This window comes from ANME-2 cluster archaeon, assembly GCA_019429385.1.
Taxonomy (GTDB): Archaea; Halobacteriota; Methanosarcinia; order Methanosarcinales; family Methanocomedenaceae; genus Methanocomedens_B.
In genome coordinates this window covers 58,289-83,494 of record JAHYIS010000002.1, presented here as the reverse complement: position 1 = coordinate 83,494, position 25,206 = coordinate 58,289, and the positions used below count along the sequence as shown (strand labels likewise).

Here is a 25,206-nt window from a genome sequence, read left to right as displayed (position 1 = left end):
TGTTGTCAATCAATTTCACCTGTAATGTTACAAACATCACAGGTATGGCTTTCTTTATCCCGGGTCTGATATCCCTTATCAACCTTTTCCGCATCCATTGCCCTTGTACCATAAGCAAGAACTGACGCGTTGGAAAGGGTGCCCGCGATAAGTATAGCATCAAATATTTCGTCCCTGGGTATATCCATTCTTTCTGCAACCCGCAGGTGCATATCCAGGCAATGGGTACAGCGAAGAGCTGCTGACACACCGATTGATATCAATTCTATGGTCTTTCTGTCAAGACGTTTAATCTCACGCATAATAGAATTGTCATACATTACCTTGGGTATCAGAACATCTGGCATATCCTTCATGAACTGAAGTATATAAGGAACCTCGCCATAGTAATCCTCCACCTGGTCAAGTAACTCTTTAACAGCTTCTTTTGGGTCTTTTTTCAATATTCTGTCGATATCCTCTAATTCCAGGACAGCCACCCTCATTCATTATAATAATATCATATGTAAGGCCGCACAATAGTAAAAGGGTACCACCAAAAGTACATAAATATTTTGGTAAAATTGCAGGAACATTAAAAAAAAGAAAACAATGGGTGTGGATATAGCTGTAACTTACTCTTTGACAAGTACAGCGTTCACCACACCATCCTGGCCGGGCCTGCTTGTAACCCTGGCATTCCCCATCTCGGTCCTGATGATTGAACCTTTGGTCAGGATATTCCTTCTTATGTAATACAGATTTGCTGTATTTCCGGTCACGGTTTCAATTGAAACCTGTTTGGTAGTGTTACTTGAAGGGTCAGTGACATTGGCAATATTGCATCTTAAGAGGCGTACCTTCCTGTTACCGCCAAGAGTGTCAACATTCTTACGCCTGGTCGCGGCCAGGTGAGGTTCTGCGGCCTCTCGACCCAATTCCAGCTTCCTTTTGCCCTTAGACCGTACGAGTCGCCCACCTGTATATTTTCGTCTTGATTTTCCCTGATATCTCATTTATTCAATCCTCTGTAATGTAATAGTGATTATATGTAACTGCGCCTTAAACACATTTAATAATAATAAACATATCGGCTAATCCAAGACCATCTCGTTCCAGTAAACGAAATTCAATTTCAGTTGGTTAGGAAAATCTTTATATCATTTATAACCAGTTAAGACGTGTCTCCTCCAATGAGGGCGCATGGCCAAGCCTGGATATGGCAGCAGCCTCCTAAGCTGAAGATCGAGGGTTCAAATCCCTCTGCGCCCGCCATTGATTTTTTTCAAACATACCACCTCATTTTCTATTGCGAACATTCACCCTTGAAAAAACCAGTTAATTTATATATCATGGATATATATGATATTATTGGATACTTGCATACTCCCGAGATAGTTATAAACTACCCTAACAAAAATCATGTCCTATCCATTAACTATCCTTAACATCCTTTTTAGCAAGTATCTATTATAACCTTTCAGTGTTACGTTTATCCTCACCATTCGCAATAAAAGAATTAATAACGGTGTGCTGCTATAATAATAACCATGCAATCAGGAATAGCAGTTGTGTTCGACAGTGCCGGTACACTCTTACACATGTACAGAGTGGCAAAGAACACCATCACTGGTGAATACCTTGACGATATCATTACAACTGACCTGGTTGGACGTCACTCCCACTGTGGACTGGTCATACTCCATACCAACCCTGACAGGATCATGAACTGCAATCACTATACCAGGATATACGACTTTATTCAGGAAAATAACATCGAGATCGACCTGAGCTGCTCAAGCAGTCCGATCACCCTGGACCAGGTACGAAAAACATTTGAACTTGACACCAGGACCACTATGCAGGACCTGCATGAAGTGATAACAATAATAAGGAACAAATGTCCTGATATATTCTACCTGGGCGTAGGGATCATCGTGGAAATTCAGTCCAACACCATTGTATATACCGTCTGTACGGGCGGGAGGCCTTTCACCAACACCCCTGTTGCCCTGAAAACATTAAAAAAGTGGGGTGTAGATACGTTCATAGCTTCAGGGGACAGCATGCGCAATCTGGAGGTACTTGCACGGGTGATGGACATACCCATAGAGAGAGTGTATGATGTTGCTACACCCCTGAAAAAAGAGTGGGTTATCAGGCACCTGAAAAAACACTACAATAAGGTAGTCATGGTAGGAGATGGTATTAATGATATCCTGGCGCTGCGTGAAGCAGATAAAGGCGTGGTGTCCATCCAGCAGATAGGGGTATGCCATGAAAGATTATCCTGTGAAGCTGATATTATCATCACGGACATCAAACAGATCTTAAAAATAATTGAGGAAATAAAGGAAAAGTAATTCGACTAATTTCCGGTATGGCAATAATTCCTCTCATTGCAATAATTCCCGTAATTGTCGTGATCTACCTGATCCCAATAATTCAAACGTATCCCAGGGCATCCACTATCCGGCCCATCTCATGCCCGGTAGTCTCCGTGCCCACCACAAATCCCTTTGAATTAGCAAGCAGACCAGAACCCACAAGCGGTGAGCCCAGGTTGACCGTGCCTATGTCCACAGGCAGTTCGAATATTTCACTCAGGCGGTCCAGTTCAAACTTGCTGGACCTCGGGTGGACCAAAATACCTTTATTCGTAACGCAACCCGCCATCCCTACTGTCTTAAGTCCCCCTACAGTGCCCCTGTAAACATCTACACCCAGGAATGTACCGATCTTCTCTACCATCTTATCGGACAGATTGGGATTTACCAGCGCAGCTGAATCATTCAACAATATATTATTACCTGCTGCCGTGTAAATACCCTTAAGTCTTTGAGCAGGTACGTATTTTCTTATCCGGGTCAGCTCTGAGTCATTGATCCGCTCTGAAACAAGGAATCCCGTGCTGTTACCGCAGGATAAGGAACCTATAACACTACTACCGTCGACAGATGTGGGGATAGCGGTAACACTAAGAGCATTCTCGGTGGTCTGTATGAACTCATCACCAGCTTCACCGGGAACCAGCACAAATTCCTCAGTACTCCTGGCAAATACTCCAAGTACTGACACTCCCTGCAGGTTAGTCCTGTGTTCCATTATCCATCTCTAAAAAAGGTAGATGAGCCGAAGTAAACCTGAATAATCATTCAGCTGCAAGTTCGGCTTCCAAGATGCCATCTTCAAACTTCATCGTTTTGACACGTATCTTACGGGGCGGTTTTTCTGATCCTCGCTCCCATATCTTTTCACTTATCTTAGGATCGACCCTGATAAGTTCACGGTCTGTTTTAGTATGTTGCTCGAGAAATCTGAACACTACTTTAACTGCCCTTTTGCTGCGCGCCCAACGCGGTGCAAGCTTAGCATCCCTGAGCGGTATCGTATATACCTGTTCTTCACCAATTTGTACCATAATTTAGCTCCATTACCCTAAATTCATACTGCTACGTCTCCAATGCCGTCTCTTCGGATGGGTCGAAACGGCCCGATTGGTCTTTATTATGGCCCATGAAGGGACCCTCTGGTTCTGATTGTGCGCCTTGGCCAATCGTATCTTCTTACCTTTTGTCTTCTGACTCATTCTACTACACCTATCTCTTGATACTATTAAGGGTATATTCGATTAATTACGTGTGATTGTATATGTTCGGGGAATGAACGCTCCACCATACTCTCACCTTCATTATATTGTTTTCGTATGAACGCCCTGAGTTCGGCCTCATAGTCGGCCTTATCCACCGTATCACTTTGCGCCTGCACAACCTCAAGATGTTGCCTGACCAGTGCATCAATAGCAGACCGCCCGTACCCGATAAGAGGACGCACGTACATGATGTTATGCCTGTCTTCAAGACTTTGTACCTGGGGCAGGGCAAGCAACGGCACCCGGTCATCCCTGCGCGTTCCATCGGCCACTATATGCACATCGGACCGTGAACAAACAGCCTCTAAAGCCTGCTGGTGAAGATGATTGATGGCCCGTCCGGGTGAACCATCCTCAATCAACATGGATGCTGCCTCCTCGACAAGCGTGGAGGGCAATGCCAGTACGCCATGCGGTATCCCAAGTTTACGAGCAGATTGTGCTGCAAATTCATACGTTGGTGAAATTCCAAAGTTAATGGTAACAAGTTCCACCTGAAAAAAAGGTTCAAGCAGAATCGCTGCCAGTGAGCTATCCTTTCCACTGCTGAAAAGTACGCTTACTTTCATTTGCGCGTAATGCTCATATCGCGTTTTTTCGGCTGTATCTGCATCAAGATATTTCTCAGTTTAGCGTCGTCCAGTTTACCCTGTAACCTTCCTGACTGGGCTAATCCAATAAGCTGTGATTCGACACTTTCAACCATTTCAGGTTTGGTCATTCGCAGCGTATTCAGGCGTTCTCTTGCTTCAGAAGTAAGGATGGAACGCATTATAGCCTGTTTCCTGGATTCCATCTCGGCCCGGGCCTGTTCCTGCTGGGCCATGGACTGGGCATCCGACATTTGCCCCTGCTGCTGTTGCTGCCGCAACAGCTCCATTTTTCGACGCCTTATATCCTCAAGTTCGTCTGCGCCCATAACCTATCCTCAGGTAAAAAATGATACAAGTATTCAATTTAATACTTCTCAAGACCAGGGTATTGGTCAAGTAATCCTGCTTTCGTTTCATGTGCTATGTTGTCAAGCAAGGACCTGCCTGCAGGAGATATTACTCTACCCTGTTTCAGGGTTTTTACAAGACCAGCTTTCTCAAGCTGCTGGACTGCTTCACTTATGACAGACCCGCTACCTTTTGCATGGGTGGCAGTTGCTACTCCTCTGCGCTTTTTGCCGCCATAGAAGCTTCTGAGCCTGGAAATACCTACAGGACCGTCAATATATATCCTGCGCACGACAGACGCGCACCTTACATAGAACCAGTCAGGGTCAACGGGTGATAGTTCCTTGTGAACACCGGTCTTGACCTTTGCAGACCATGCAGGTGATTCCACCATGCTCTCATCTTTCAATTTCTGTGCCACATTCTTAATCAATGCATCAGCAGGTACATCGTACAAAGTTGTCATTATAATTCTCCGATTTGATAACTCAATGATTATTGGTATTTAGATTATTCTAAGGGGCTTCGTATATGAAGGTAAGGTTGATTAAACTATCGGCTAATATATACTATTTTCGCCCTCTTTTCTGGTACAATACAGCATTACTTCCCCGTACTTCCACAAGCTGGGTACCGGTTCGCCTTGATAGCTCCTCTGCCAACGCCATGCGGTCAGTGCTACCAACAGCTGCTGATTTAAGTATTTTTATTTTCACAAGTTTATTCTGCTTAAGTTGATTTAGCAGTTCTTCCACAAGAGAATCAGTAATGCCGTTCTTGCCCACATTCAATAGAGGGCTCAAATGCACAGCATCACGTTTCAGGTCATACGTCGTTAGATTCATTTAATTCACTCAAAAAGGAGTATATTCAATACTACAAAAGTTCCTTTACTTTCCGTGCAGCCTTGTCCAGTTCAAGTAATATCAGTCCAAGTCCTGCATCAGGCGTTGTCAACAGTACCAACAGGGCTTTGGGTCCCGCACCTGTCGCGATCAGTTTGCCATGGTCCGATTCCACAATGACCCGCTCAGGAATGCCTTTTCCCAACTCTGTGGTGGCAGTCTCTGCTGCACCCAGCATAGTGGCTGACATTGCAGCAAAAGTTTCCGCATGTTGTCCCGAAGGCATAATTGCTTTCATCAACAGCCCATCACGACTGGCAGCAGCACTGGCTTCGACTCCACCCACTTTCTTCAGGTCAGTGAGCACTTTCTCGAGCATATCAATAGTCGATTCCATCTTAGTTACCTCCGGTAATTTTTTGCACCAGTATATCAAATGCTTCATATATACCTTTCTTACTGGTCGCTACTGTTGGAACAATAGGTACATCTTCTGGTATATTAAAGTGATTGCGGATCTCATTCACAGACAGGGCACCCGGCAAGTCTTGCTTATTGGCAACAATAATATACGGAAGACCATACCCTTTGGTAATATCCAGCATTTGTTTTGCTCTTACAAAATCTTTGGGTAATGTTGAATCCACTACCAGGAAAATCCCCATGGCTTCACCACTTATCATTTTAATAATAGGATCGAAACGTTCCTGACCCGGAGTCCCGAAAATATCAGCGCTAAAGCCTTTATAGTCGATATGACCGTGGTCAAGAGCGATTGTTGTACCAAGCCGGTCCACCGATACTGCTCTGGTAGACAGGGAATGGATAAAAGATGACTTTCCTGCATTAAATGGTCCTGTTACCAGTATCTTTGGTATATATATCCTTATACCCCCCGGTCGCAATATCCTGAACAACATTGAGTTCATTTCAATTTTTGACCAGTCCGCTTTAAGCACACCAAAGTACTGCCCGAAAATGACACGTTCCGCAATACCTCCAATGCTTATGACACAGTTGAAAATCTCATTTTTAATGCGTTTCAGGGTATTTTCATCATAAGGCCATGCCGTGAAATTGTAAATGAATACGTGTTCCTTCACCATTGCCATCTTGTTCCACATCTTTACGGCATTAAGGGTATCCTCCTCACCACACAGGTCCATTATCGTCGATAAAGAACCGACCATGATGATCGAACCTTTCGGCACATCCCTCATGGCGCGGTCTATCATCTCAGTCATGCTGTCAATACTTTCCGGGTCAGAAACCACATAATTCTCGTTCGAAAGTCCACCAATCAAGGATGAATATCCATCAATTATTAAAAGCCGTTCACCGTATTGCCGGATATTCCACCCTAAATCATTGAACTGGTCCTTCAAGGTTTCCGGGTTTGCACTGGATGTCACGTACACACAGGTACCACCCTTTGCGAGATTGTGGTAAAGGGTCTGCATGCCAAACACATCACCTTCAACACCAGGATGGTTGAAATATATCATCGATTTCCCTTTAGGGATTCCTCCGTTCAGGTATTCATCCAGTTTTGGTATACCCGTTTCAGCCAAAATCACTCACCATCCTTTAAAACAAGTTTCGCTCCTTCAATTGAGTACTCGTACCAGGGAGATGGTTTCTGGCTCATGCCCGTTGTCCTGATGTAATGAATATCATTTTCCTGCCTTATTTCAATAACACCATCAAAAAGTTGTTTTAAAGTGGCAACAGCCTGGTTATCATGCATCCCATCTTCCACTACATAAATACCAATAGCCCCTGAAGCTTTTACCCTTCCCGTGAAAACATGCAGGAACCGGAAAACGGTCTGGATATTGGAATACATCAAAATAGTTGATAATGAGTTGATACATAGCCAGGTCTTTCGTATGTTCTTTTTCATCCAGAATTCTTCGAGGAATTGACTGATCTTAACCCCGATACCGGTCAGATCAACAGGACTGGATGCCCTCCTGATAGTTTCCGTATCAGATGTGGGGACGCCCAACGTCTTGGTCACACAATCTACAATGCCAAGATGGTCCAGGGGAATATCCAGATTATTATAATTGAACCAATCAACAACATTCTCGCCGGGTTCCCGTGTGGTTACAATTACCGCAGCGTCACCTGTTTTTAATCCCTTGTAGACAATATTGTTGACAATGGTTTCCTTACCGCTCATGGGCGGTCCGATTATCATGATATTCGAACCACCTCTTATCCCGTTTATGTTCTCATCCAGTTTATCAATGCCCAGGGAATAACGTTCCATCTATGTAGTCTCCAATGATGACGATAATATATTTTATTTAATTTTTTTTAAACGTATTTATCAGTTTCTGTATTTACCAGTTTCTGATTATAAATGAACTTGCGTCCATGCTTACCAGCCTATATAAAGTTAAAGACTTTCCCCCATATATATTTTTACTATATAGGCATCCTTTATTTTTAGAGTGTTAACTGAAATGTTTTTTTGAGGTACGGCTGTTCAACGTTATTCCGGGCTGACCTTCATGAATTCCCGCAATACTGTTGTGGCATAAGCCCCTTTTTGCAGGTCAAATTCCAATCCCACTGCTGTACATCCGGGATTCAGCGTATCCTCCACCACCCTGGATGTGGGATCAACCGGAATAATAATCTCGCGGCGCAGTCCCCTGCTGGCCAGTTCCGGCAAACCCGGCATCATGAACCCTTTGAAATCCACCTTTTTATCTTCGATAACTGACATTTCAATCTTCCCGGGCAATCCTTCCCCCATGGGCGTGTCATATCCGTAGACCGGCACTGTCACAAATGCCCGGCCCCTTCGCACCAGGTTATTGATACCATCAAGTGTATCCTCAGCCACCATCTGTGTTCTTGCAGGGTCAGGAAGCCCTGCAGCATTCTTGAAACAGACTATATCCCCAACCAGTGCCTTGTTGATGGGTAACCCCCCCTCCAGCCTGCGGCTGATCATAAGATTGAACAGGAAAGACTGGTAAGCATGCACGAACATTTTCCTCAGGTTAGGGGAAAGAGACATAAAAGCACCTGCATAGTCCCCTGGCTTTTCTACCAGGTGGCTCATCATGGCACGCTCGTATCGAAGGCGCAGAGGATACTTTTCAAGCCCGCTCTTGAAATCAAGGGTATCCAGTACATACTGCCGGACCTGCCGGGCATCCTCTGACTCTCCCGGGCACGGGCGGGCTATGTAATCAAGGGCCGCGCCTTCTATGTCACCTTCGACCAGCTTTTTACCCACAAGATGGGTGATCGGACGCTGGATACCAAATCTCTGGATGCCGAAAAAGTTGGGTACTCCATCCTGCTCACGTATCTGCGAGGATGTGAGCCCCATCAAAGTGTTTACTTCATCCACCGGCTGTGGTATCTTTCGGATAGTTATCCTGAACCTATTTCCCCACAGGTCACCCAGGCTCACCTGTTTATTGGACCGCCCCACGGGAATGATCGTTACATCCCTTAATTGAACACGCTCAAGGTCAGGGATGTCCATATCATATATACTGATCTTCTGGGTGGTCAGAGCCTGCTTGTCCTTGGTGCCAGCCAGACCGATACGTTGCTGGCTGATACGAAGTATCCTTGATATGTCCCTTACCAGATGGTGGGTATCCCAGTTCTTTTTGGTAAGAGTGCAGATGAGATATTTTCCTGTTTCCTGCTCTTCCCTGTTCGTCAGCTCTTCCACCACGAAATCCTCGGGTACCTGCCTGATGATACCACCCAGGCCGGGCGTGGAAGTTGCATACACAAGTACGCCAGTGTCCTGCTCAATTCCCGGGGATATAAGTGAAGTGGTCATAGAGATGGTGATGGTATTGATGGCTGATGTATCTTTTTACTGATAGGGACCCTTTTTACTGTACGAATATATTTATAACTCCCATTAGATTGTTATATGCATGATAACACACGACCTTCTTATCATAGGAGGCGGACTTGCCGGGATGCGGGCCGCCCTCGAAGCAGGAAAAAATGTGGATGTTGCCGTTATTTCCAAGGTGCACCCGTTACGTTCCCATTCGGGAGCTGCGCAGGGTGGAATAGCATCTGTGCTGGACAATTCACTCCAGATGGGGGATTCCCTAGAATCGCATATTCAGGACACTATCAAAGGCAGTGATTATCTTGGTGACCAGGATGCCATTGAAATACTCTGCAGGGAAGCACCCGGGGATATCAGGACACTGGACCGCATGGGCGCGTTATTCAGCAGGACAGACGAAGGCCGGATAGCTCAGAGGGAATTCGGTGGTCACAGTTATGCCAGGACATGTTATGCTTCCGACAAGACAGGCCATATACTGCTGCAGACCCTGTACGAGCAGATGATGAAGCAAAAAGTGAAAGTATATCCTGAATGGCATGTGGTCTCGCTTATTATCCGGGAAAATACATGCAGGGGGCTTGTGGCTTATGATATGGTCAGGGGAGACCTCCAGCTTTTCAGGGCAAAGGCCATATTGTTCGCAACAGGCGGTTATGGACGGGCGTATGGGATCACCTCAAATGCCCATGCCAATACCGGGGACGGACTGGCACTAGCATATCGTGCGGGTGTACCCCTGCAGGACATGGAATTCGTTCAATTCCATCCTACCGGACTGTACAGGCACGGGATATTGATAACAGAAGGGGCACGGGGGGAAGGGGGGTATTTGATCAACAAAGATGGAGAGCGGTTCATGGAACGGTATGCGCCACATAACATGGAACTTGCCTCCAGGGATGTCGTTTCCAGGGCTGTCCAGACCGAGATAGATGAGGGACGGGGAATAGACGGCTCTATCCACCTTGACCTGAGGCATCTGAAAAAAGAGCTCATTATGTCCCGGCTCTCCCAGATACATGATATTGCCCTTAGTTTCTCGGGGATAGACTGTATTATAGACCCTATTCCCATTCAACCTACGGCCCACTATTCCATGGGTGGCATACCTACCGATGCCGACGGCAGGGTACCGGGCACCAGCGGCCTGTTCGCAGCAGGGGAGTGTGCCTGCGTGAGTGTGCACGGAGCAAATCGCCTGGGCGGAAATTCAATGCTTGAGACCATAGTTTTTGGCAGGCGTGCAGGAATAAAGGCAGCAGAGTATGTAAAAAGGACTGCCCTGCAACCGATACCTGCTGATGCGCTACCCCTTGTTGAACACGATATCAACCTCATGATGGACGGGAAAGGCGAAGAGAATGCAGCCGACATCAGGGCGCAACTCCAGTCAAACATGACCCAGAAGTGCGGAATATTCAGGAATATTGACGGACTGACACACATGCGACAATTAATAATAGCACTCAAGGAACGGTTCAACAGTATTGGGTTCAGGGACAGGGGCATGACCTTCAATACTGAACTTGTCGAGGCCCTGGAACTGAAAAATATATTGGATTTTTCCGAGGTCATCGTGGCCGGGGCCATCGCAAGGGAAGAAAGCAGGGGAGCGCATTCACGGACCGATTTCCCAATGCGGGATGATGAGCACTGGATGAAACATACACTGGCATACAGAGGTGAGCAGGGACCTGTGCTGGACTATAAACCGGTTACCATGACCAGGTACAGCCCGCAGAGGAGGGTGTATTAGATGCGGGTCACATTCAGGATATCCCGGTTCAACCCTGACCTGGACGCGAGACCGTATCACCAGGATTTTGAACTTGATGTGGCCAGCGGTATGACCCTACTGGACTGCCTTATCGAGATCAGGAACGAACAGGACAAAAGCCTGACCTTCAGGCGTTCCTGCAGAAGCGGTATCTGTGGCTCATGTGCTGTTCGGGTCAATCACAGGGCCATGCTGGCATGCAAGACCCAGGCGCTTGACGTGGTTATTGATGGGGGGGTGCTGGTTGAACCTCTTGTCCACCTGAGGACGATAAAAGACCTGACTGTTGATATGGACCCGTTTTACCAGACCATAGAAAAGGTCCAGCCATGGCTGGTCACCGGCCATACCACTGAGGAAATACCAGCCATCTCGTCCAAGGATGCAGAAAAATTGAACACGGTCAGTGACTGTATTTTCTGCGGTGCGTGTTATTCAGATTGTAATGTAATAGATGTAGACCGCTCCTTTGCAGGCCCCTCGGCTATTGCAAAGACCTACCGGTTCGCGTTCGACCCCAGGGACATCCTGGGCAGTGAACGGATAAAACAACTGGTCGATAGCGGGCTCTATAAGTGTCCGGTTGACCAGGAATGTGAGATCGCCTGTCCTAAGGACATATCCCTGCGAAGAGATGTGATAGAACAGTTAAGGTGCAGTGCGGTATCAGGGGATTTTGGCCCCCTGCCTGCCCACAAACGCCTCATCATGTCGGTACTGGATACAGGCGCCAGTGTTCCGGTGACCACAACCCCTGCTGTGGACATGTATAAAGACCACGAACGTGATTTCCACGGGATAAAAGAACTCTCTATCAGGGAATTCGAGGGTGAACCTGTAGCAGAAGTGGTACTGTTCTTTGGCTGCATCATTAATCGCAGGCAGCAGGACACGGCTGCTGCCATCATCAATATTTTCCGGCACAACAGAGTGGCAGTACACATCCCGAAAAAACAGGTTTGCTGCGGCAGTCCTTTCATGAGGGTAGGGATGAGGGAGACCATGAAGCCTTTTGTGACCCAGAACTTCGAGATATTCAATACCTACGCCAATAACGGGGTCACCCACATCCTCACAAGCTGTTCAGGCTGTAATTCCACATTCAGGCACGATTACCCCACACTGGCTCTGGAATACGGGCTTAATTTTGATTTCAGGATATATGATGTCGGGGAGTACATGACCATGATGGACAGGGACGGGATACTGAACCTTAAGGATATGAAAACGATTGCAATGAAAACCATGTATCACTATCCCTGCCATATCAGGGCAAGCGGCCTGGATGAATCCATCTATGTAGACCTTATCAGGAAGATCCCGGGCATGGAACTGGTACAGGTACCCTCCTCAGGACTGTGCTGCGGGGGAGGGGGAGGTGTGCGTGCTGCATATCCTGATATATCGGATAAACTGGCCATTCGCAGGATGGAAATTGCACGGGATGAAGGGGTGGATGGCCTGTTGACCAACTGTCCCTTCTGTATCCTCTCGTTTGAAAGAGGATTGAGCCTGAAAGAAGATGCTGGTGATGGCATGGATTTTGGGATATTTGATTTTTACCGGATATTTTCCCGGGCATTCGGTGAAGATGAAATGGTCTAAGAGAGCCATTGATCGCAGGATAGGCAGGCGGGACAAATGAAACTTTTAGAACATGTTCTCTTTGGAAACATTGAGGGAAATTAGATCAAAAATAATACCATATGGAACTATATTCATCAATATCCTCATCATCGTAGTACAGCCGTTCCAGGTAATCATAGATGGATACATCCACATAGTTATAGGGTTCTACCAGTCCAAGGTTGGATTCCCAGGGATAAAAACGATAAACACGCCTGCCATTTGGCAATATCATTATAACCTCGTGGTCCTGCCACGCCCGCAGGTGTGACTTGCCCAGCCTGGGTACATTGAACACGGGTTCGTCGGTCCGCTCCAGCCCTGGCAGAAGCCTGGCCTCCTCTTTGCGTTCCTGCTCTATCCTTGAGATGGGGACCCGGTAATCTATGGTCTCGTCCTTCCCCTTGGTGTTGAACGTATAGTAAGGGTCGATACCGGATTTCTTCATGGTCTTGCGTAGCAGGCAGGTTTCGAACTTCTTGCTGTTATAATAGGTGAAGACCTGCTGGTTATAGATACTGATGCCACGTTTCTTGATATGTGAAACCACATCCAGTACATCAGGAGTGATCTCGGTGGGATGCTGGAAATGGGTTACCAGGCATAATTCCTGTTCACCCAGACGCTGATAGTTACTGAACACTTCCAAAAGCCCGTCAGTGAACCGGAAAGGCAGCGTGACCAGAGTCCTGGTCCCTATCCTGATACGCTCAATATGCTCGATATCAAATATTTTACCCAGCAGCCAGTCAAGATACGAATCGTCCAGTGTTAACGGGTCCCCTCCGGTAACCAGTACCTCGCTGATATGCGGGTTGTCGGCGACCCAATCAATGGACTTTGTGATCACATCCCTGGTTATCTCGCTGTCCTCAATGGTCTCAAGTTCCCAGTTGCGCTGGCAGTAAACACATATCTGGGGACATGATTTATAAGGTTTGAGGATAAGTATTTTAGGATATCTCCGCGTGATACCTTCAATGGGACTGGTGGATGCCTCTTCCATGAAATCCATGCTGATGCCTTTTTGTTTGCTTTCATAGAAGTTTTTACAGTAATTCGCACTGGGAAGTACCTGTGCCCTTATTGACCGGTCGAACTGTTTGAGATTCTCAGAGTCGAACAGGGACAGGTAATATGGCGTGACCTGGAACGGGATGTGATACTTATCTGCAAGCTTCAAACCTTTCATTTCAGATTTGTCAAGTTTTATGATACTCTGCAATGTCGCGATATCTGAAATGATGTGTTTCAGGTGCCAGCGGTAATCGCTCCAGTCTCCTTCATCTGCCTGGAAATGCCGCAGGATGTGTTCCTTTAGCATGGACCTGCGATATACCAGGTCAGTTTCCAGGCCGGTGCGGTATTTCTCAAAGAACGGCTCCATCCGTCCCGCATAGTTATCCAGGAACTTCATACGCTCAAGTGCTGCTTCTTTCCCTTTCAATTGTACGAACGAAGGCACTTCATTGGCGGTATAAAGTCCTGATCTGCCACTGATACCCCTGAACAGGAAGATACATTCACAGATGAAGCCTTTACTGATATTCCGGTTCACCCTTCCCTCTTTTGCCATCCGGGACAACATTTTCAGGGCAGAGAAACGTACCTGTTTTTCATTTTCAGTCCTTATAATGGTCTTTAAAACCCCAATGCATTCCCTGGCATTCTTTTTTTCCAGGATGTTCATATTTTTAAAATACCGGTTCGAATACACATTGAACAGAGCTGCATCAACATTACTCAAATAACGGGATAATTTATTACGCGTAACAAGCAGGTCCTCACTTCCCCTGAGTATATGGTAGATCTGTGGATTAGACTCCCATAATACGTTCATGAGTTCATCTTTGGTCGCCGTTATCAGTTCCTTCATATCTATTACCTGCACATTTCCAGCTATTATTCCAACATCGACACGGTAACGTGCATGCATCATTTCGTGTCAAAAAATGCTGGCTATTGCTGAGCGATTACCCATGAATCGAGGGTAATCATTACCCTTAAGATTTGCTATTCCAAAACTATATAGTTAGGTAAACCTAAATAAATGCCCGAGAAGTGAAAATAGAATGTCAAACGAACGCATTGAAGAATATCTTGAAACCATACTATATATTACAAAAAAGAACAGCGGTCCGGTCCGCACCAGCCAGATAGCCGAGGAACTCAAGCTTTCAGCGCCCAGCGTTACTGAAATGGTCCAGAAACTTTCAGAGTCTGGTTATATTGAATATACCCCATATTATGGTGTGACCCTGACCGATAAAGGGTGTACTGAAGCGCTGAGGATCAAGCGCCGCCATCAATTGCTCGAAACCTTCCTTGTGGATGTACTGGGTGCAGAGCCGGATATTGCCCATAAGGAAGCCTGTGAAATGGAACATTCTATATCCGAGTCCACGCTTGAGAAGATGTGTGCCTTTATGGGACATCCTGATATCTGTCCCGACGGAAATCCCATCGGTCAGGGTGAATGCTGTCCTGTCGGGCCGCCAGGTGCATCATATCGTGATTATACCCCGCTATCGGAATTAAAGGAAGGCGAGCAAGGCACGATCAAGGTCATATCCCTGACCCGTGAAATAAAGGACAGGTTGTCGGCAATCGGATTGATACCTGACCAGGAGGTCCGTGTAAAGCGGAAACTGGGAAAAGGTACCCTGTCTATCACGACCATGGGTACCGAAGTAGCAGTGGGGAACGATATAGCCAGAAAGATAATGGTGCAAAGCCAGCGGGTGTGAATAACCATTGAAGTCATGCTGTGATGTAAAGAATACTTCCTCATCCAATGCCCCTTTAACCATTGCACTTGTGGGTAATCCCAATGTAGGCAAGAGCGCGTTCTTCACCAGGCTTACCGGTGTGGGTGTGGAAGTATCCAACTATCCGGGCACGACTGTGGAGATAACAAAGGGCACCCTGAAACATGAAGGGGAGGCCATTAACGTGGTGGACCTGCCAGGAATCTACTCATTATCCACGTCCACTGAAGATGAACGGGCAGCCATGCGGTATCTCAGCCATGAACGACCTGCAGTGATTATTAACGTTATCGATGCTACCAGGCTTGCCAGGAATCTCAACCTGACACTACAATTGCTTGAGATAGACATTCCCATGGTAGTGGCACTGAACCAGGTAGATGCAGCCGAAAAGATGGGGATCAGGATCGATGTGGAAGCGCTGGAAGAAGAACTGGGAGTGCCCGTTATTCCCACTATTGCGATTCGCGGCAAGGGTATCGATACAACACTTCACAGAGCGATCGAAGTGGTGCGGCCTTTGCCGATAGACCTGCATTTCGGCAGGTATAGACGGCGTGAGCGGCGTGGTGTGAAATATGATGACCACGTGGAAATGGCTATCGAAAATATGCAGGGTAAAATGCCTGACATCAGCCGTGGTATCTGTATCAGGGCCCTTGAAGGAGACCGCGATTTTATTGAAGGTATTTGCGAAGCTCCCGACCAGGTTATGGAAGCTGCCACGGTACCGGCTTTTATAGAAGAGAATCGCGGCCTGTCTATTAAAGATACCATTGTCAAGAACCGCTACGGTGAAGCTGGTACTATTGAACATACCATCCAGGAAAAGCACATGATACCGAAGAATTTCATGGACCGGTTAGACGGGGTGCTGACGTCAAACCGCTGGGGTTTGCCGATATTTGTGATTCTAATGCTGTTCATGTTCTATATCGTATTCAGGGTTGGCGGGTATCTGGAGGTACTTATCGTTGACATTTTTGAGATGTACCTTTTAACTCCGGCAGAACTGGCATTGAGCGGGCTGCACCCGCTTGCTGTCAGAGCGATACTATTCGGGCTGCTTGGCGTGGAGGCGGGCCTTGCTATTGTGATTCCCTTTATTGGTACATTCTACATCTTCCTGGCTTTGATGGAAGATTCAGGTTACCTGCCCAGGGCAGCATTCCTGCTTGACAGGTTCATGCACAGGTTAGGATTGCACGGCCGTGCCATCATTCCCTTGTTGCTCGGATACGGGTGCAATGTACCTGCCATTATGGCTGCCCGTACCCTGAACACCCACAGGGAGCGCGTTATCACAGTAGCCATGATAGCTCTGACACCCTGTTCGGCACGGACCGTGATTATCATGGGACTTGTGGGTGCTTTTGTAGGATTCTGGGCAGCCATTTCCATTTACCTCATCGAACTGGTCATTATATTGCTGACCGGGTGGATGCTGGGCAAAGGGCTGCCAGGTGAACAGATGGGCTTTATCATGGAGATGCCGCCCCTGCGTACCCCTGGTATCCGGGTCATGGTGAAAAAGACATGGCTGAGGATGAAAGGGTTTGTTTACGTGGCATTCCCTATACTGATAGTTGGCAGCAGCATTCTGGGCGTGGTGGATACCCTGGGCCTGCTGGTTGTGTTCGAGGAATTCTCAAAACCGGTATTTGTTGAATGGATGGGGCTGCCGGCATTCGCTGCCACGGCATTTATATTCGGTATCCTGCGCAAGGAGATGGCACTGGAGATATTGGCTGTGCTGGCCGGTACGGCGGTGTTCATTGAAGTGATGACACCCCTGCAGATATACGTCTTTGCGCTGGTGGCCACAATATATGTTCCCTGTGCCGCCACGATAGCAGTGATAGGCAAAGAACTGGGATGGCGCGATATGGTGCTCATCTCAGGGTTTACGATCGTACTGTCCATCGCAGTAGGGGGGCTGGCAAACCACCTTGGTATGGCTTTGCTGTAGAAGGCATGAGAAATAACTCTGTATTCATATCGTTCGAAACACTACCTCAAAGTCAATATGGAATAGATTTATATAGTAATACTGATTATTATCATAATGATGATTGTGGGCGGGTGCGATTTTTATAATTAACCCCCACTCCCCAAACCCGCTCACAAAATCATCATTTTTAGAACTATTGATGTTGTGTTTTTTTGAACCATGGATAAAAAGAGTTGAAGAAGGGTTATGCAAAAAGTCGAGGATAAACGTTAAAGTCTATCCACAATGCCCTTGAGACCGGCTTTGTGCCTGGCCTCGTCCTGTGAGGCGCGTTCAAAGAACAGTCTTGCCTCGTTGTTCCCTTCCTTGCGGGCAATCTCGGCAGCTTCTGTCTTTTCCACTTCTGCCATGGTTTCGCCTTCCAGCATCATTATAAGGTTCGACTTTGTGTCCTTGACCATGCCCAGTATCTTGGCCACTTCTGCTGCATGCCACGCCTCATCCATTGCTATCTGGCGCAGGTAGGTTGCCACGTCTGCCAGTCCTATTTCTTCTGCGATCTTGAACATTGCCAGATACCAACCTACTTCTGTGGTCTCACCTTTGAATGTTGCTTTTAAAATATCTTCAAGACTCATGTATTCTTACCTTTGTAAACTCAATAACTGTTCAGTAACAATGATTTATAATATTTCTGCAGTGACATAATGGTTATGCAATTGGGCTAGTTCAAAGGGACGGGCAAAAGCTCGAAAAGCGGGGAGAAGGTGCTCAGTAGGGGGCGTTTTATCGATTTCTGAATTTCAATATGGTGAAATCACATTACATTACATTACATAATCCATATGAACTTGATAGGAAATCAATTGAGAATCAATTATTCTGGTGTATACTGTTTATCCAAAAAAAATAGGTATGTATAAATAATACCTTTATAAAATGCATATATCATTGGTTGATCAACATGTATGAAAATACAACGACGTTTATTTCCGGTATCACAGTAATTTTTGGAATATTCGGAATATTTCTTTTTCTAAAATTATTCTCATCATTGAAAAGTGTGAATATTGAAATATTGAGAGCACGTGTATTTCTTTCAGACAATTTTGTAATGAAGAATGTTGTGATAATATTTATTGTAGGATTATTGATCTCAATCCATAATTTCATTGAATATTTAGGTTTGGGACACCCCGAATTTTATTATGAAACTTTTTCAGCAACATTTCCCATGCGATTATTTGCCGTGACAGAACTATTTGTTGCTATCTTACTGGTAGAATGGCTTATGTATCGGTGGATAAGGATAATTAAAAAATAATTTTAGCTGCTTCCTTTGTTTTCACGGCTTCATTTTTTCTAGATGCTTGATGAGCGGATGGTTAAATAGTTTTGAGCATCCTCGAGATGCTCATAATTTGTGCATAGCGCTGCCCGGGTAATTGACTGGATGCTGATGTTATAGTATATACGGTAAACTCCCTCGAAATGTCCCAATATTCCCAATCGAACTCACCTATTTCCTCCTCCATACAATCAAAATATATTTATTGTAAGTATACCATTATTTTACGAGAACCGTAGTATGAAACAGTGGCGTAGCGGAAGCGAAATGAAGAAAGAAGACATAATTGAACTGGAAAATCCTTACTTTGATGTGCAGGCTGAGATAGGCATCACCAAACATGCAGGCGGCCTGGACGCTACAAAAGAACTGGTCGAACTGTGCCACATAGATGAAAACAAAATCCTGCTGGTCGTAGGATGCGGCAGCGGTTTATCTGCCTGCAAGATAGCGAAAATATATGGCTGCAGGATAATCGGGATAGACATTTCAAAGGGAATGGTGGACCGCTCCAGCAAGAGAGCACACAAGCAAGGTCTGGCAGACAGGATTGAGTTCAGGGTGGCAGATGTGCAGGACCTACCCTTTGAGGATACTATATTCGATGCAGCCATAAGTGAATCAGTGACCTCCTTTCCGGCAGATAAGGCAAAAGCTCTCAGCGAATATGTAAGGGTTGTGAAACGTGGTGGGTACATCGGACTGAACGAAGTCACCTGGATACAGGAGCCTACACAGGAAATGGCAGAGTACGGGATACGTGCCATCGGCGGGGTCAAACCAGAGACTGCTGCAGGCTGGGAACGGTTGCTGGAGGACGCAGGCCTTAAGGAGACAATTGCCAGGCCCAGAAAGATCAAAAAACTGGAACAGGCTATCAGCGAGATTAAAATGAACGGCCTGACCCCGGCACTTATGGCAGCATACAGGATGCTGTGGGTATATCTCACAAAACCCGCGTATCGCAAAGCTATCAATGATATGGTTAAAGATGCAAGGGGTATTCCAAAGGATTTTATGGACTATTACGGGTACGGTATCTATGCAGGCAGGAAACCACAGTAACGCTGCAGCGTTAGTCCATCTGACCGAAGGGCCTTGAATTCCGGATTAACCTACGATTATATCCCTATGAGGAACAGCACCCCAAACACCAAAAACAGTATCCCTGACCCAATCCTTAGCTTATCCATTGGCACAATAGTCTGAAGTTTCCCACCAATAGCCACACCCAGCGCACTTACCAACCCCAGTCCCAGCACTGCGCCCAGGAACACCATCACCGGCGCATGGTACTGGGCCGAAAGGGCAATAACGGCAATTTCAGTCTTGTCACCCAGCTCGGCAAGCGCTATCAGGCTAAAAGCGGTCATGAATGCGCCATGGGTTTTGGAGTTGTTTAGTTCAGCGTCGTCATCGTCGTCCATCAGGAGAGCAATTACCCCGAACGCTATGAACAACACCCCTGCCACAATCCCGATAATACGGGGACTGATAAAGGTAACAACCACTTCACCTACACCCACTGCCAGTGCGGTCAGCACAATAAATGCAGTCAGCAGTCCCGCAAAAACGTGGGTCCTGGAATATCTGGTCGACAGCGCAATCGCGATCAACTGGGTCTTATCGCCCATCTCTGCCAGGGCGATAAGACTGAATGTGGCCAGGGCCGGGTTCAGGTCCATATTACACCTGACTTCCCTGTGTGCGTATCTGCTTTGCAGCTTCTGCATACATCTGGTCAGAAATTGCATTCACTTTATCGAAAGGAGCATGGACATCTACCATAATGAAATATTCATCCTGCGCGGTCTCTCCATGATAACAAAGCAGGTCAGCATTTGCCTGTGCTATGAAACTCGTCCCCTGCCTGCCAATTGGTAGAAAAGCTCCATCATTGATGCTGTCCCAGTAAAAGTACATTCCATACGGTCTCTTTGCACCTTCCAAAAAGCCCTGCCATATCCAGAATGTAACACCATCGAACTGCTTTGGCAGAGTATTCCAACCCGACTCTGTAGTATAGTAGGTAAGAACTTCACTGGCTGCCTGGGCACTTTCCATTTTGTACACTGAATATTCCACTTCGAAATTGGTCTGCACCGAATCACTGAGATACAGCACATGGGCACTGTCTTCCACTTTTGATGCAAATCGCCCTCCGGACTCGTCATTTAACGGGTCCATCAGGAGCTTTACGCGTCTCATCCCGCTGATGTTATCAGGGAAAAAACCTGCAAATTCCGGTTTCAGGTATGGGTCTGGTATATCTCCGGCATATAATGTAGCCTGGTCGAATGTACTGGTATCAGGTTGGTTAGGTGCAGGTGCAGCCTGATTTGAGCCACCGCCTGATAACAGGTAAGCTATTATCACCAGCAAAATACCGATAACCACAATATAGGGTGTGTTGGTGGTGGGTGCATTTTTTTCGTATGCCGGTGCAGCACGTTCACTCCGCTGGACTGATGGAGCATTGCTGCTTTTAGGGATGGTTTTCTTTTTAGCCAAAATGATCACTCATATTCATGTAATGTAAACATTATAATTACCCGCCTATTATTAAGATTTTTGTGAGATGAAATATCAGGTCCCCGAAAAATACTGCAACAAAGAATCCCAGGGTTATAGGTATCATGAAAGGCAACCCCGGCGTGACCCATACCCGTCGCGGAATCAGTTCCCAGGCAGCATATTCTTCAAGCTTCCCAACAATTTCGTTATCTATCCTGACACCGTTACGTCTGAACCGAGTATGGATTTTACCATCAGACAGTGAATATTCCTCGATCAACTTGATATGCCGCCCCGATAGTCTTGAAATATCGGTCTTGAAACCCACAAATAGGTATGCGGGTCTTTGCAGTATCTCGCCTGGCTTGAGAGTAAACAGGTTATAGGCCAGCATTCCGAGTGGCACAACTACGGTAAGCAATACCGCATTGCCAAATACGCTAAAAGCAAACAATCCTATTAAAGGCACGCCCTGTAACGGGAAGTATGTGCCTGATACCTGTATCTGGGGGTAGACCGGGAACAGGATGGACAATACTATCAGGCTCTTGGCATCGGCACCGCCAAAACCCCCTAACTGGAAAATTACATACACAAAAATATATATTATGACGGCCGATATCAACAGTGAGACCAGGGTAGGGATGCCACCTCTCATAATATCATTGGCAACAAACAGGGCAACACCCATAAGCATGAGCTTCCAGACCTGATTTGAAACCCTGCGTGTCCGGATGTCCGTGTAACATGAGTAGAGAAGAAATGGTGAGCAATAGAGCACTTTTAATAGTTCGATGACTTCCATGGTATCTTTGTCCGTTTTACTTTTCACGTACTTCAATTATTCGCATCATAGGGTAATCACGTTCTCTATCGAATTTCAATCCTACCCTCGCTGTCGTATCATTGAACAGGATCGTGGCTTCCACGTCCAGCATTCGTCCTTCCAGTTCACAGTATCCGAATTCTCCACCTGCCTTCTCATGTACCATATCCCTGTCGATACGAACCGTGATGTGCCGGACATAGGGCTGGACAGAAATGCTCTGGCTGATAGCTGATTCCAGGCTATCAACGCTTCCGGGATTTACCGGTGAACCTACAAACTGGTGATAAAGTGCACCTAATTTTATTCCTGCTTCAAATAAGGCATTATCCCTGTCAGTTATGACCATCATTATATAAATACCAGGAGAAAGTATAAACCATTTACCTTTTTACACTATCGTTTGAATGGAACTCGCAAGAATGTCCAATTCATTTATCATATAAATAATCGAATATCATACTATATGGTAATAACCAGACGATCATTAATGAACTGGGTAGTGTGCTCATAGCAGGTACTCTCGAAATCATGGGAAAAGAGATGCAAAAGAATATTTCGCTGGGCATTGCCACACCTGTCGTGGGGAATAGCCTTGAAAAATATTTTAATGAAGTGTTAAAAGATGATGACGAGTGTACTGTTTTAAAATTACAGCTTGTCGTAGATAACAGGAACATCGATACCAGTTTCGTTATTTCGTAGGTCCCGCCATAAGGTTGCATAAACGTCTAAGATACAGTCATGTCGTGTATTCATGGAATTCTCATTTGGTCCATTCCAGGAATTCTATCGAATGATTGACCTCTTATCGGGCTTGCCTGAACGGTTCATTTGAATTCCTTGTTCAGTCTTGTATGAAAATCCAGTACCAATTTAGTTGTTTTATTATCCAGGTTCAACCTGAATGTACGTATCTGCTTTCCCAGGCGCTTTTCAATAACAATATCGGCAGCCAATAATGGGTCAATAACTCTTGCAACGCTTGAATGGGACAGCCCGGTCTCTTCTGCGATACCAGACAGGTACGTAGATTCATTCTGGTGTTCGATAAGATTTTCAAGCACTGTCATCTGTGCAGTCCGTCCGAATACTTTTTCAAGAGCACTCATTATCAAATAATATCAGTTAATCAGTAATAAGGATTGCCATCTATTTTTTAGATGAGTAGATAAATAGAAATGTTTACGTATTAGTCGACAAATCTTATGTGTAATGACTTCATTCATTATGCTAAGTAGTTGTAATATTGATTAGGTGGTTGTATAAATCTGGATGATATAGCTCACTTTCCACAGGTATCTACAAAAAATCAATAATTTCTTCTGATAACGGTTCCATGTATTTAAAAAATATTATATTAACATTGTGGATATATGGGGACTATCGGAAAAGTCGATATTTCGAGATATTTCAACCCTACCTGAAATTTCAATGTGGCAATGCATAGCCATTTACTGAGTTGAATTTCATTCAATGTTTCAATTTTGGTACTTTTCCGACAATCTCTCGATATCTTTATGGAACTTCAATAATTTCTTTGTGAATTCATTCTCTTCGTCAAGCGCAAATGTCCTGAACACCTTTCCTACCTTTTGCTCTTTCACAATCCCCAGTTTAATCAGTGGTTCCATAACCCTGGATACACTAGAATGGGACAGACCGGTCTCTTCTGCGATACCGAATAAAAAAGTGGTATTACCACGATTGTTGAGAATGTTTTCAAGAACTTGAAGCTGGGCGGTTTTTCCGAATAGTTTTTCTAATGAACCCATATCGATCACAAATATATTGACCTAGAATATATATTAAACTATTCGTTTTTAAGTATTATTTCACTAATTATCTTCAAATCTACTTTTTTTATGTTCAGTGCATATGTAATATATCCACAAACCAGTCGATTTATCTAAATATATATGCATTAATATGCGTATTCTAGATTAAACATGTCTATAAATAGATTGGTTTGTGGAATATTAGTGCGTTACCAAATATCGGGTGGAAAATATGAATGAACAAAATAGCCATGAATCATCTGCGGATGATGTCTCGGTCATCGATGTCATCGATGTAAAGAAAAGTTATCACCGGGGGGTATGGAAATACCCATCCTCAATGGTATAGACCTGACGATCAGGTCTGGTGAATTCCTTGCTATTATGGGTCCATCAGGTTCCGGTAAAAGTACTTTGATGAACATGATAGGGTGCCTTGACAGACCTACGCAAGGACAGGTTATCGTAAATGGTAAGGACATACATAACATCTCAGATAATGAACTGGCCCATCTTCGGGGCCAGGAGATCGGCTTTGTTTTCCAGACATTTAATCTGATCCCGAGAATGACTGCGATCCAGAATGTTGAACTGCCCACGTATGCCAACAAAAAGAACGGCTCAGATTATCATGTTCGGGCACAAGAGCTTCTTGGACTGGTTGGACTTGAAGACCGGATGGACCACAAGGCGACCGAACTTTCAGGCGGTCAGTGTCAGAGGGTGGGAAGATCGGGCCAAGTCCGAAGGGCAGGTAGTTCACGGCCAGATCACCCACGAAAGCCTCGCCTGTAGATAGCAGGACCGATAGGGAACCATCGCTATGACCGGGAGTGGGAATTATCCTGCCAGTCACACCGAACTGGTCAAGGGACATTTCACCACAAACCAGTATATCAGGATTGACTGGTTGGGATGGTGACCAGAACTTCGCAAGAGTCCTGCCTACCCAGGCAATACTTTTACTCAGAAGATTTGTTCCATTGGGTATGACGACCTGGCCCTGCCGCTTGAACATCATCGTTTTCATTATGGGACACCAGGCCCCGATGATTCCAAGCATTATTGCTGTCTGAATGATGTTCAAGGTCCATAGACAATTAAACTTGAGCCCACATCCTGCACAAGGGTATCTGGAGAATGGGATAACAGCATCGCGATCATTATCAAGTCACCTGCTGAACCTGCAGCGTTGAATGCAATAAAAAATATAAGGATGAGTATATATAAAAGTTACAAAAAATAGATGCGGTTTAGTATAATATCAATTATCTCTTTGTCCTGATTTTCTTTTAATCATTTATTTGCTTTTTTGGTAGACAAAAAATCGGTCACTTGTTTCATAATTCCACCT

Annotated in this window: 30 protein-coding genes and 1 tRNA gene; 10 read left to right on the top strand and 21 right to left on the bottom strand. The window is 45.5% G+C overall.

Annotated elements, in window-relative coordinates; all coding sequences use genetic code 11:
- Positions 1-5: 5 nt before the first annotated feature.
- Both K0A89_01385 and K0A89_01380 read right to left on the bottom strand, forming a co-directional pair.
- Positions 6-470, bottom strand: coding sequence for a carboxymuconolactone decarboxylase family protein (locus K0A89_01385; GenBank protein ID MBW6517143.1), 465 nt, complete (start codon positions 468-470; stop codon positions 6-8).
- 144 nt (positions 471-614) lie between these two features.
- A complete protein-coding gene (locus K0A89_01380; GenBank protein MBW6517142.1) occupies positions 615-995 on the bottom strand; it encodes a 30S ribosomal protein S8e in 381 nt (126 codons plus the stop codon).
- 181 nt (positions 996-1,176) lie between these two features.
- On the opposite strand from K0A89_01380, the gene K0A89_01375 reads away from it, so the two are divergent.
- Together K0A89_01375 and K0A89_01370 are read left to right on the top strand one after the other, a co-directional pair.
- A tRNA-Arg gene (locus K0A89_01375) sits at positions 1,177-1,254 on the top strand.
- A 275-nt stretch (positions 1,255-1,529) separates the two neighbouring features.
- Positions 1,530-2,342, top strand: coding sequence for an HAD family hydrolase (locus K0A89_01370; protein ID MBW6517141.1), 813 nt, complete (start codon positions 1,530-1,532; stop codon positions 2,340-2,342).
- Between the two features lie 82 nt (positions 2,343-2,424).
- Here the strand turns inward: K0A89_01370 and K0A89_01365 are convergent, their stop codons facing one another.
- The 11 genes from K0A89_01365 to truD form a co-directional block, all read right to left on the bottom strand.
- Complete coding sequence (locus K0A89_01365) at positions 2,425-3,084, bottom strand: translation initiation factor IF-6 (GenBank protein MBW6517140.1); 660 nt, start codon at positions 3,082-3,084, stop codon at positions 2,425-2,427.
- A gap of 46 nt (positions 3,085-3,130) precedes the next feature.
- Positions 3,131-3,400, bottom strand: a complete 270-nt coding sequence (locus K0A89_01360) for a 50S ribosomal protein L31e (GenBank protein ID MBW6517139.1) — start codon at positions 3,398-3,400, stop codon at positions 3,131-3,133.
- Between the two features lie 12 nt (positions 3,401-3,412).
- Positions 3,413-3,568, bottom strand: a complete 156-nt coding sequence (locus K0A89_01355; protein MBW6517138.1) for a 50S ribosomal protein L39e — start codon at positions 3,566-3,568, stop codon at positions 3,413-3,415.
- Between the two features lie 26 nt (positions 3,569-3,594).
- On the bottom strand, positions 3,595-4,200 hold the full coding sequence (locus K0A89_01350) for an alpha hydrolase (GenBank protein MBW6517137.1): 606 nt from the start codon (positions 4,198-4,200) through the stop codon (positions 3,595-3,597).
- Entirely contained in the window at positions 4,197-4,550 is a 354-nt protein-coding gene (locus K0A89_01345; protein MBW6517136.1) for a DNA-binding protein, read from the bottom strand. Before K0A89_01345 ends, K0A89_01350 begins: the two co-directional genes overlap by 4 nt.
- Positions 4,551-4,588: 38 nt before the next feature.
- Positions 4,589-5,038, bottom strand: a complete 450-nt coding sequence (locus K0A89_01340; protein MBW6517135.1) for a 30S ribosomal protein S19e — start codon at positions 5,036-5,038, stop codon at positions 4,589-4,591.
- A gap of 103 nt (positions 5,039-5,141) precedes the next feature.
- Positions 5,142-5,417 (bottom strand): YhbY family RNA-binding protein, encoded by a 276-nt coding sequence (locus K0A89_01335; GenBank protein MBW6517134.1) that lies wholly within the window; start codon positions 5,415-5,417, stop codon positions 5,142-5,144.
- A 31-nt stretch (positions 5,418-5,448) separates the two neighbouring features.
- Positions 5,449-5,814 carry a roadblock/LC7 domain-containing protein gene (locus tag K0A89_01330; protein ID MBW6517133.1) on the bottom strand — a complete coding sequence of 122 codons (366 nt, stop codon included), beginning with the start codon at positions 5,812-5,814 and terminating at the stop codon, positions 5,449-5,451.
- A gap of 1 nt (position 5,815) precedes the next feature.
- Positions 5,816-6,988, bottom strand: coding sequence for a GTP-binding protein (locus K0A89_01325; GenBank protein ID MBW6517132.1), 1,173 nt, complete (start codon positions 6,986-6,988; stop codon positions 5,816-5,818).
- Positions 6,989-6,990: 2 nt separating this feature from the next.
- On the bottom strand, positions 6,991-7,692 hold the full coding sequence (locus K0A89_01320) for an RAD55 family ATPase (protein ID MBW6517131.1): 702 nt from the start codon (positions 7,690-7,692) through the stop codon (positions 6,991-6,993).
- 225 nt (positions 7,693-7,917) lie between these two features.
- Positions 7,918-9,237: a tRNA pseudouridine(13) synthase TruD gene (gene truD, locus K0A89_01315; protein MBW6517130.1), complete on the bottom strand. Its 1,320-nt coding sequence runs from the start codon at positions 9,235-9,237 to the stop codon at positions 7,918-7,920.
- 100 nt (positions 9,238-9,337) lie between these two features.
- Between truD and K0A89_01310 the strand changes: the two genes are divergently transcribed.
- Positions 9,338-11,020, top strand: coding sequence for an FAD-binding protein (locus K0A89_01310; GenBank protein ID MBW6517129.1), 1,683 nt, complete (start codon positions 9,338-9,340; stop codon positions 11,018-11,020).
- On the top strand, positions 11,021-12,646 hold the full coding sequence (locus K0A89_01305) for a 2Fe-2S iron-sulfur cluster binding domain-containing protein (protein MBW6517128.1): 1,626 nt from the start codon (positions 11,021-11,023) through the stop codon (positions 12,644-12,646).
- 85 nt (positions 12,647-12,731) lie between these two features.
- On the opposite strand, the gene K0A89_01300 is transcribed toward K0A89_01305, so the two are convergent.
- On the bottom strand, positions 12,732-14,606 hold the full coding sequence (locus tag K0A89_01300) for a KamA family radical SAM protein (GenBank protein MBW6517127.1): 1,875 nt from the start codon (positions 14,604-14,606) through the stop codon (positions 12,732-12,734).
- Positions 14,607-14,739: 133 nt separating this feature from the next.
- On the opposite strand from K0A89_01300, the gene K0A89_01295 reads away from it, so the two are divergent.
- Together K0A89_01295 and feoB are read left to right on the top strand one after the other, a co-directional pair.
- A complete protein-coding gene (locus K0A89_01295) occupies positions 14,740-15,414 on the top strand; it encodes a metal-dependent transcriptional regulator (GenBank protein MBW6517126.1) in 675 nt (224 codons plus the stop codon).
- Positions 15,415-15,421: 7 nt separating this feature from the next.
- A complete protein-coding gene (feoB, locus tag K0A89_01290; protein ID MBW6517125.1) occupies positions 15,422-17,404 on the top strand; it encodes a ferrous iron transport protein B in 1,983 nt (660 codons plus the stop codon).
- Positions 17,405-17,655: 251 nt separating this feature from the next.
- Here feoB and K0A89_01285 read toward each other — a convergent pair whose 3' ends face one another.
- On the bottom strand, positions 17,656-18,024 hold the full coding sequence (locus K0A89_01285) for a rubrerythrin family protein (protein MBW6517124.1): 369 nt from the start codon (positions 18,022-18,024) through the stop codon (positions 17,656-17,658).
- A 326-nt stretch (positions 18,025-18,350) separates the two neighbouring features.
- Here K0A89_01285 and K0A89_01280 point away from each other — a divergent pair, with 326 nt between their 5' ends.
- Together K0A89_01280 and K0A89_01275 are read left to right on the top strand one after the other, a co-directional pair.
- Positions 18,351-18,710 carry a hypothetical protein gene (locus tag K0A89_01280; GenBank protein MBW6517123.1) on the top strand — a complete coding sequence of 120 codons (360 nt, stop codon included), beginning with the start codon at positions 18,351-18,353 and terminating at the stop codon, positions 18,708-18,710.
- 264 nt (positions 18,711-18,974) lie between these two features.
- Positions 18,975-19,799, top strand: a complete 825-nt coding sequence (locus tag K0A89_01275; GenBank protein MBW6517122.1) for a methyltransferase domain-containing protein — start codon at positions 18,975-18,977, stop codon at positions 19,797-19,799.
- A 56-nt stretch (positions 19,800-19,855) separates the two neighbouring features.
- Here the strand turns inward: K0A89_01275 and K0A89_01270 are convergent, their stop codons facing one another.
- The 4 genes from K0A89_01270 to K0A89_01255 are packed head-to-tail and all read right to left on the bottom strand — an operon-like array spanning position 19,856 to position 22,426.
- Positions 19,856-20,419 (bottom strand): TMEM165/GDT1 family protein, encoded by a 564-nt coding sequence (locus K0A89_01270; protein ID MBW6517121.1) that lies wholly within the window; start codon positions 20,417-20,419, stop codon positions 19,856-19,858.
- 1 nt (position 20,420) lies between these two features.
- Entirely contained in the window at positions 20,421-21,245 is an 825-nt protein-coding gene (locus K0A89_01265; GenBank protein ID MBW6517120.1) for a hypothetical protein, read from the bottom strand.
- A gap of 37 nt (positions 21,246-21,282) precedes the next feature.
- Positions 21,283-22,053: a prepilin peptidase gene (locus tag K0A89_01260; GenBank protein MBW6517119.1), complete on the bottom strand. Its 771-nt coding sequence runs from the start codon at positions 22,051-22,053 to the stop codon at positions 21,283-21,285.
- 16 nt (positions 22,054-22,069) lie between these two features.
- On the bottom strand, positions 22,070-22,426 hold the full coding sequence (locus K0A89_01255) for a dihydroneopterin aldolase family protein (protein ID MBW6517118.1): 357 nt from the start codon (positions 22,424-22,426) through the stop codon (positions 22,070-22,072).
- 191 nt (positions 22,427-22,617) lie between these two features.
- On the opposite strand from K0A89_01255, the gene K0A89_01250 reads away from it, so the two are divergent.
- Positions 22,618-22,779 carry a hypothetical protein gene (locus tag K0A89_01250; GenBank protein ID MBW6517117.1) on the top strand — a complete coding sequence of 54 codons (162 nt, stop codon included), beginning with the start codon at positions 22,618-22,620 and terminating at the stop codon, positions 22,777-22,779.
- Between the two features lie 125 nt (positions 22,780-22,904).
- On the opposite strand, the gene K0A89_01245 is transcribed toward K0A89_01250, so the two are convergent.
- Both K0A89_01245 and K0A89_01240 read right to left on the bottom strand, forming a co-directional pair.
- On the bottom strand, positions 22,905-23,186 hold the full coding sequence (locus K0A89_01245; protein ID MBW6517116.1) for a MarR family transcriptional regulator: 282 nt from the start codon (positions 23,184-23,186) through the stop codon (positions 22,905-22,907).
- A gap of 369 nt (positions 23,187-23,555) precedes the next feature.
- Positions 23,556-23,849, bottom strand: a complete 294-nt coding sequence (locus K0A89_01240) for a MarR family transcriptional regulator (GenBank protein ID MBW6517115.1) — start codon at positions 23,847-23,849, stop codon at positions 23,556-23,558.
- A 324-nt stretch (positions 23,850-24,173) separates the two neighbouring features.
- Here K0A89_01240 and K0A89_01235 point away from each other — a divergent pair, with 324 nt between their 5' ends.
- The gene (locus K0A89_01235; GenBank protein MBW6517114.1) at positions 24,174-24,647 is read left to right on the top strand and encodes an ATP-binding cassette domain-containing protein; all 474 of its coding nucleotides are present in this window, start codon (positions 24,174-24,176) and stop codon (positions 24,645-24,647) included.
- Positions 24,648-25,206 lie beyond the last annotated feature (559 nt).

Coding starts and splice junctions, on each gene's coding strand:
- K0A89_01380 (MBW6517142.1), bottom strand. CDS start 995: ATGAGATATCAGGGAAAATCAAGACGAAAATATACAGGTGGGCGACTC.
- K0A89_01370 (MBW6517141.1), top strand. CDS start 1,530: ATGCAATCAGGAATAGCAGTTGTGTTCGACAGTGCCGGTACACTCTTA.
- K0A89_01365 (MBW6517140.1), bottom strand. CDS start 3,084: ATGGAACACAGGACTAACCTGCAGGGAGTGTCAGTACTTGGAGTATTT.
- K0A89_01360 (MBW6517139.1), bottom strand. CDS start 3,400: ATGGTACAAATTGGTGAAGAACAGGTATATACGATACCGCTCAGGGAT.
- K0A89_01355 (MBW6517138.1), bottom strand. CDS start 3,568: ATGAGTCAGAAGACAAAAGGTAAGAAGATACGATTGGCCAAGGCGCAC.
- K0A89_01350 (MBW6517137.1), bottom strand. CDS start 4,200: ATGAAAGTAAGCGTACTTTTCAGCAGTGGAAAGGATAGCTCACTGGCA.
- K0A89_01345 (MBW6517136.1), bottom strand. CDS start 4,550: ATGGGCGCAGACGAACTTGAGGATATAAGGCGTCGAAAAATGGAGCTG.
- K0A89_01340 (MBW6517135.1), bottom strand. CDS start 5,038: ATGACAACTTTGTACGATGTACCTGCTGATGCATTGATTAAGAATGTG.
- K0A89_01335 (MBW6517134.1), bottom strand. CDS start 5,417: ATGAATCTAACGACGTATGACCTGAAACGTGATGCTGTGCATTTGAGC.
- K0A89_01330 (MBW6517133.1), bottom strand. CDS start 5,814: ATGGAATCGACTATTGATATGCTCGAGAAAGTGCTCACTGACCTGAAG.
- K0A89_01320 (MBW6517131.1), bottom strand. CDS start 7,692: ATGGAACGTTATTCCCTGGGCATTGATAAACTGGATGAGAACATAAAC.
- truD (MBW6517130.1), bottom strand. CDS start 9,237: ATGACCACTTCACTTATATCCCCGGGAATTGAGCAGGACACTGGCGTA.
- K0A89_01310 (MBW6517129.1), top strand. CDS start 9,338: ATGATAACACACGACCTTCTTATCATAGGAGGCGGACTTGCCGGGATG.
- K0A89_01305 (MBW6517128.1), top strand. CDS start 11,021: ATGCGGGTCACATTCAGGATATCCCGGTTCAACCCTGACCTGGACGCG.
- K0A89_01300 (MBW6517127.1), bottom strand. CDS start 14,606: ATGATGCATGCACGTTACCGTGTCGATGTTGGAATAATAGCTGGAAAT.
- K0A89_01295 (MBW6517126.1), top strand. CDS start 14,740: ATGTCAAACGAACGCATTGAAGAATATCTTGAAACCATACTATATATT.
- K0A89_01285 (MBW6517124.1), bottom strand. CDS start 18,024: ATGAGTCTTGAAGATATTTTAAAAGCAACATTCAAAGGTGAGACCACA.
- K0A89_01280 (MBW6517123.1), top strand. CDS start 18,351: ATGTATGAAAATACAACGACGTTTATTTCCGGTATCACAGTAATTTTT.
- K0A89_01275 (MBW6517122.1), top strand. CDS start 18,975: ATGAAACAGTGGCGTAGCGGAAGCGAAATGAAGAAAGAAGACATAATT.
- K0A89_01270 (MBW6517121.1), bottom strand. CDS start 20,419: ATGGACCTGAACCCGGCCCTGGCCACATTCAGTCTTATCGCCCTGGCA.
- K0A89_01260 (MBW6517119.1), bottom strand. CDS start 22,053: ATGGAAGTCATCGAACTATTAAAAGTGCTCTATTGCTCACCATTTCTT.
- K0A89_01255 (MBW6517118.1), bottom strand. CDS start 22,426: ATGATGGTCATAACTGACAGGGATAATGCCTTATTTGAAGCAGGAATA.
- K0A89_01250 (MBW6517117.1), top strand. CDS start 22,618: ATGCAAAAGAATATTTCGCTGGGCATTGCCACACCTGTCGTGGGGAAT.
- K0A89_01245 (MBW6517116.1), bottom strand. CDS start 23,186: ATGAGTGCTCTTGAAAAAGTATTCGGACGGACTGCACAGATGACAGTG.
- K0A89_01240 (MBW6517115.1), bottom strand. CDS start 23,849: ATGGGTTCATTAGAAAAACTATTCGGAAAAACCGCCCAGCTTCAAGTT.
- K0A89_01235 (MBW6517114.1), top strand. CDS start 24,174: ATGGAAATACCCATCCTCAATGGTATAGACCTGACGATCAGGTCTGGT.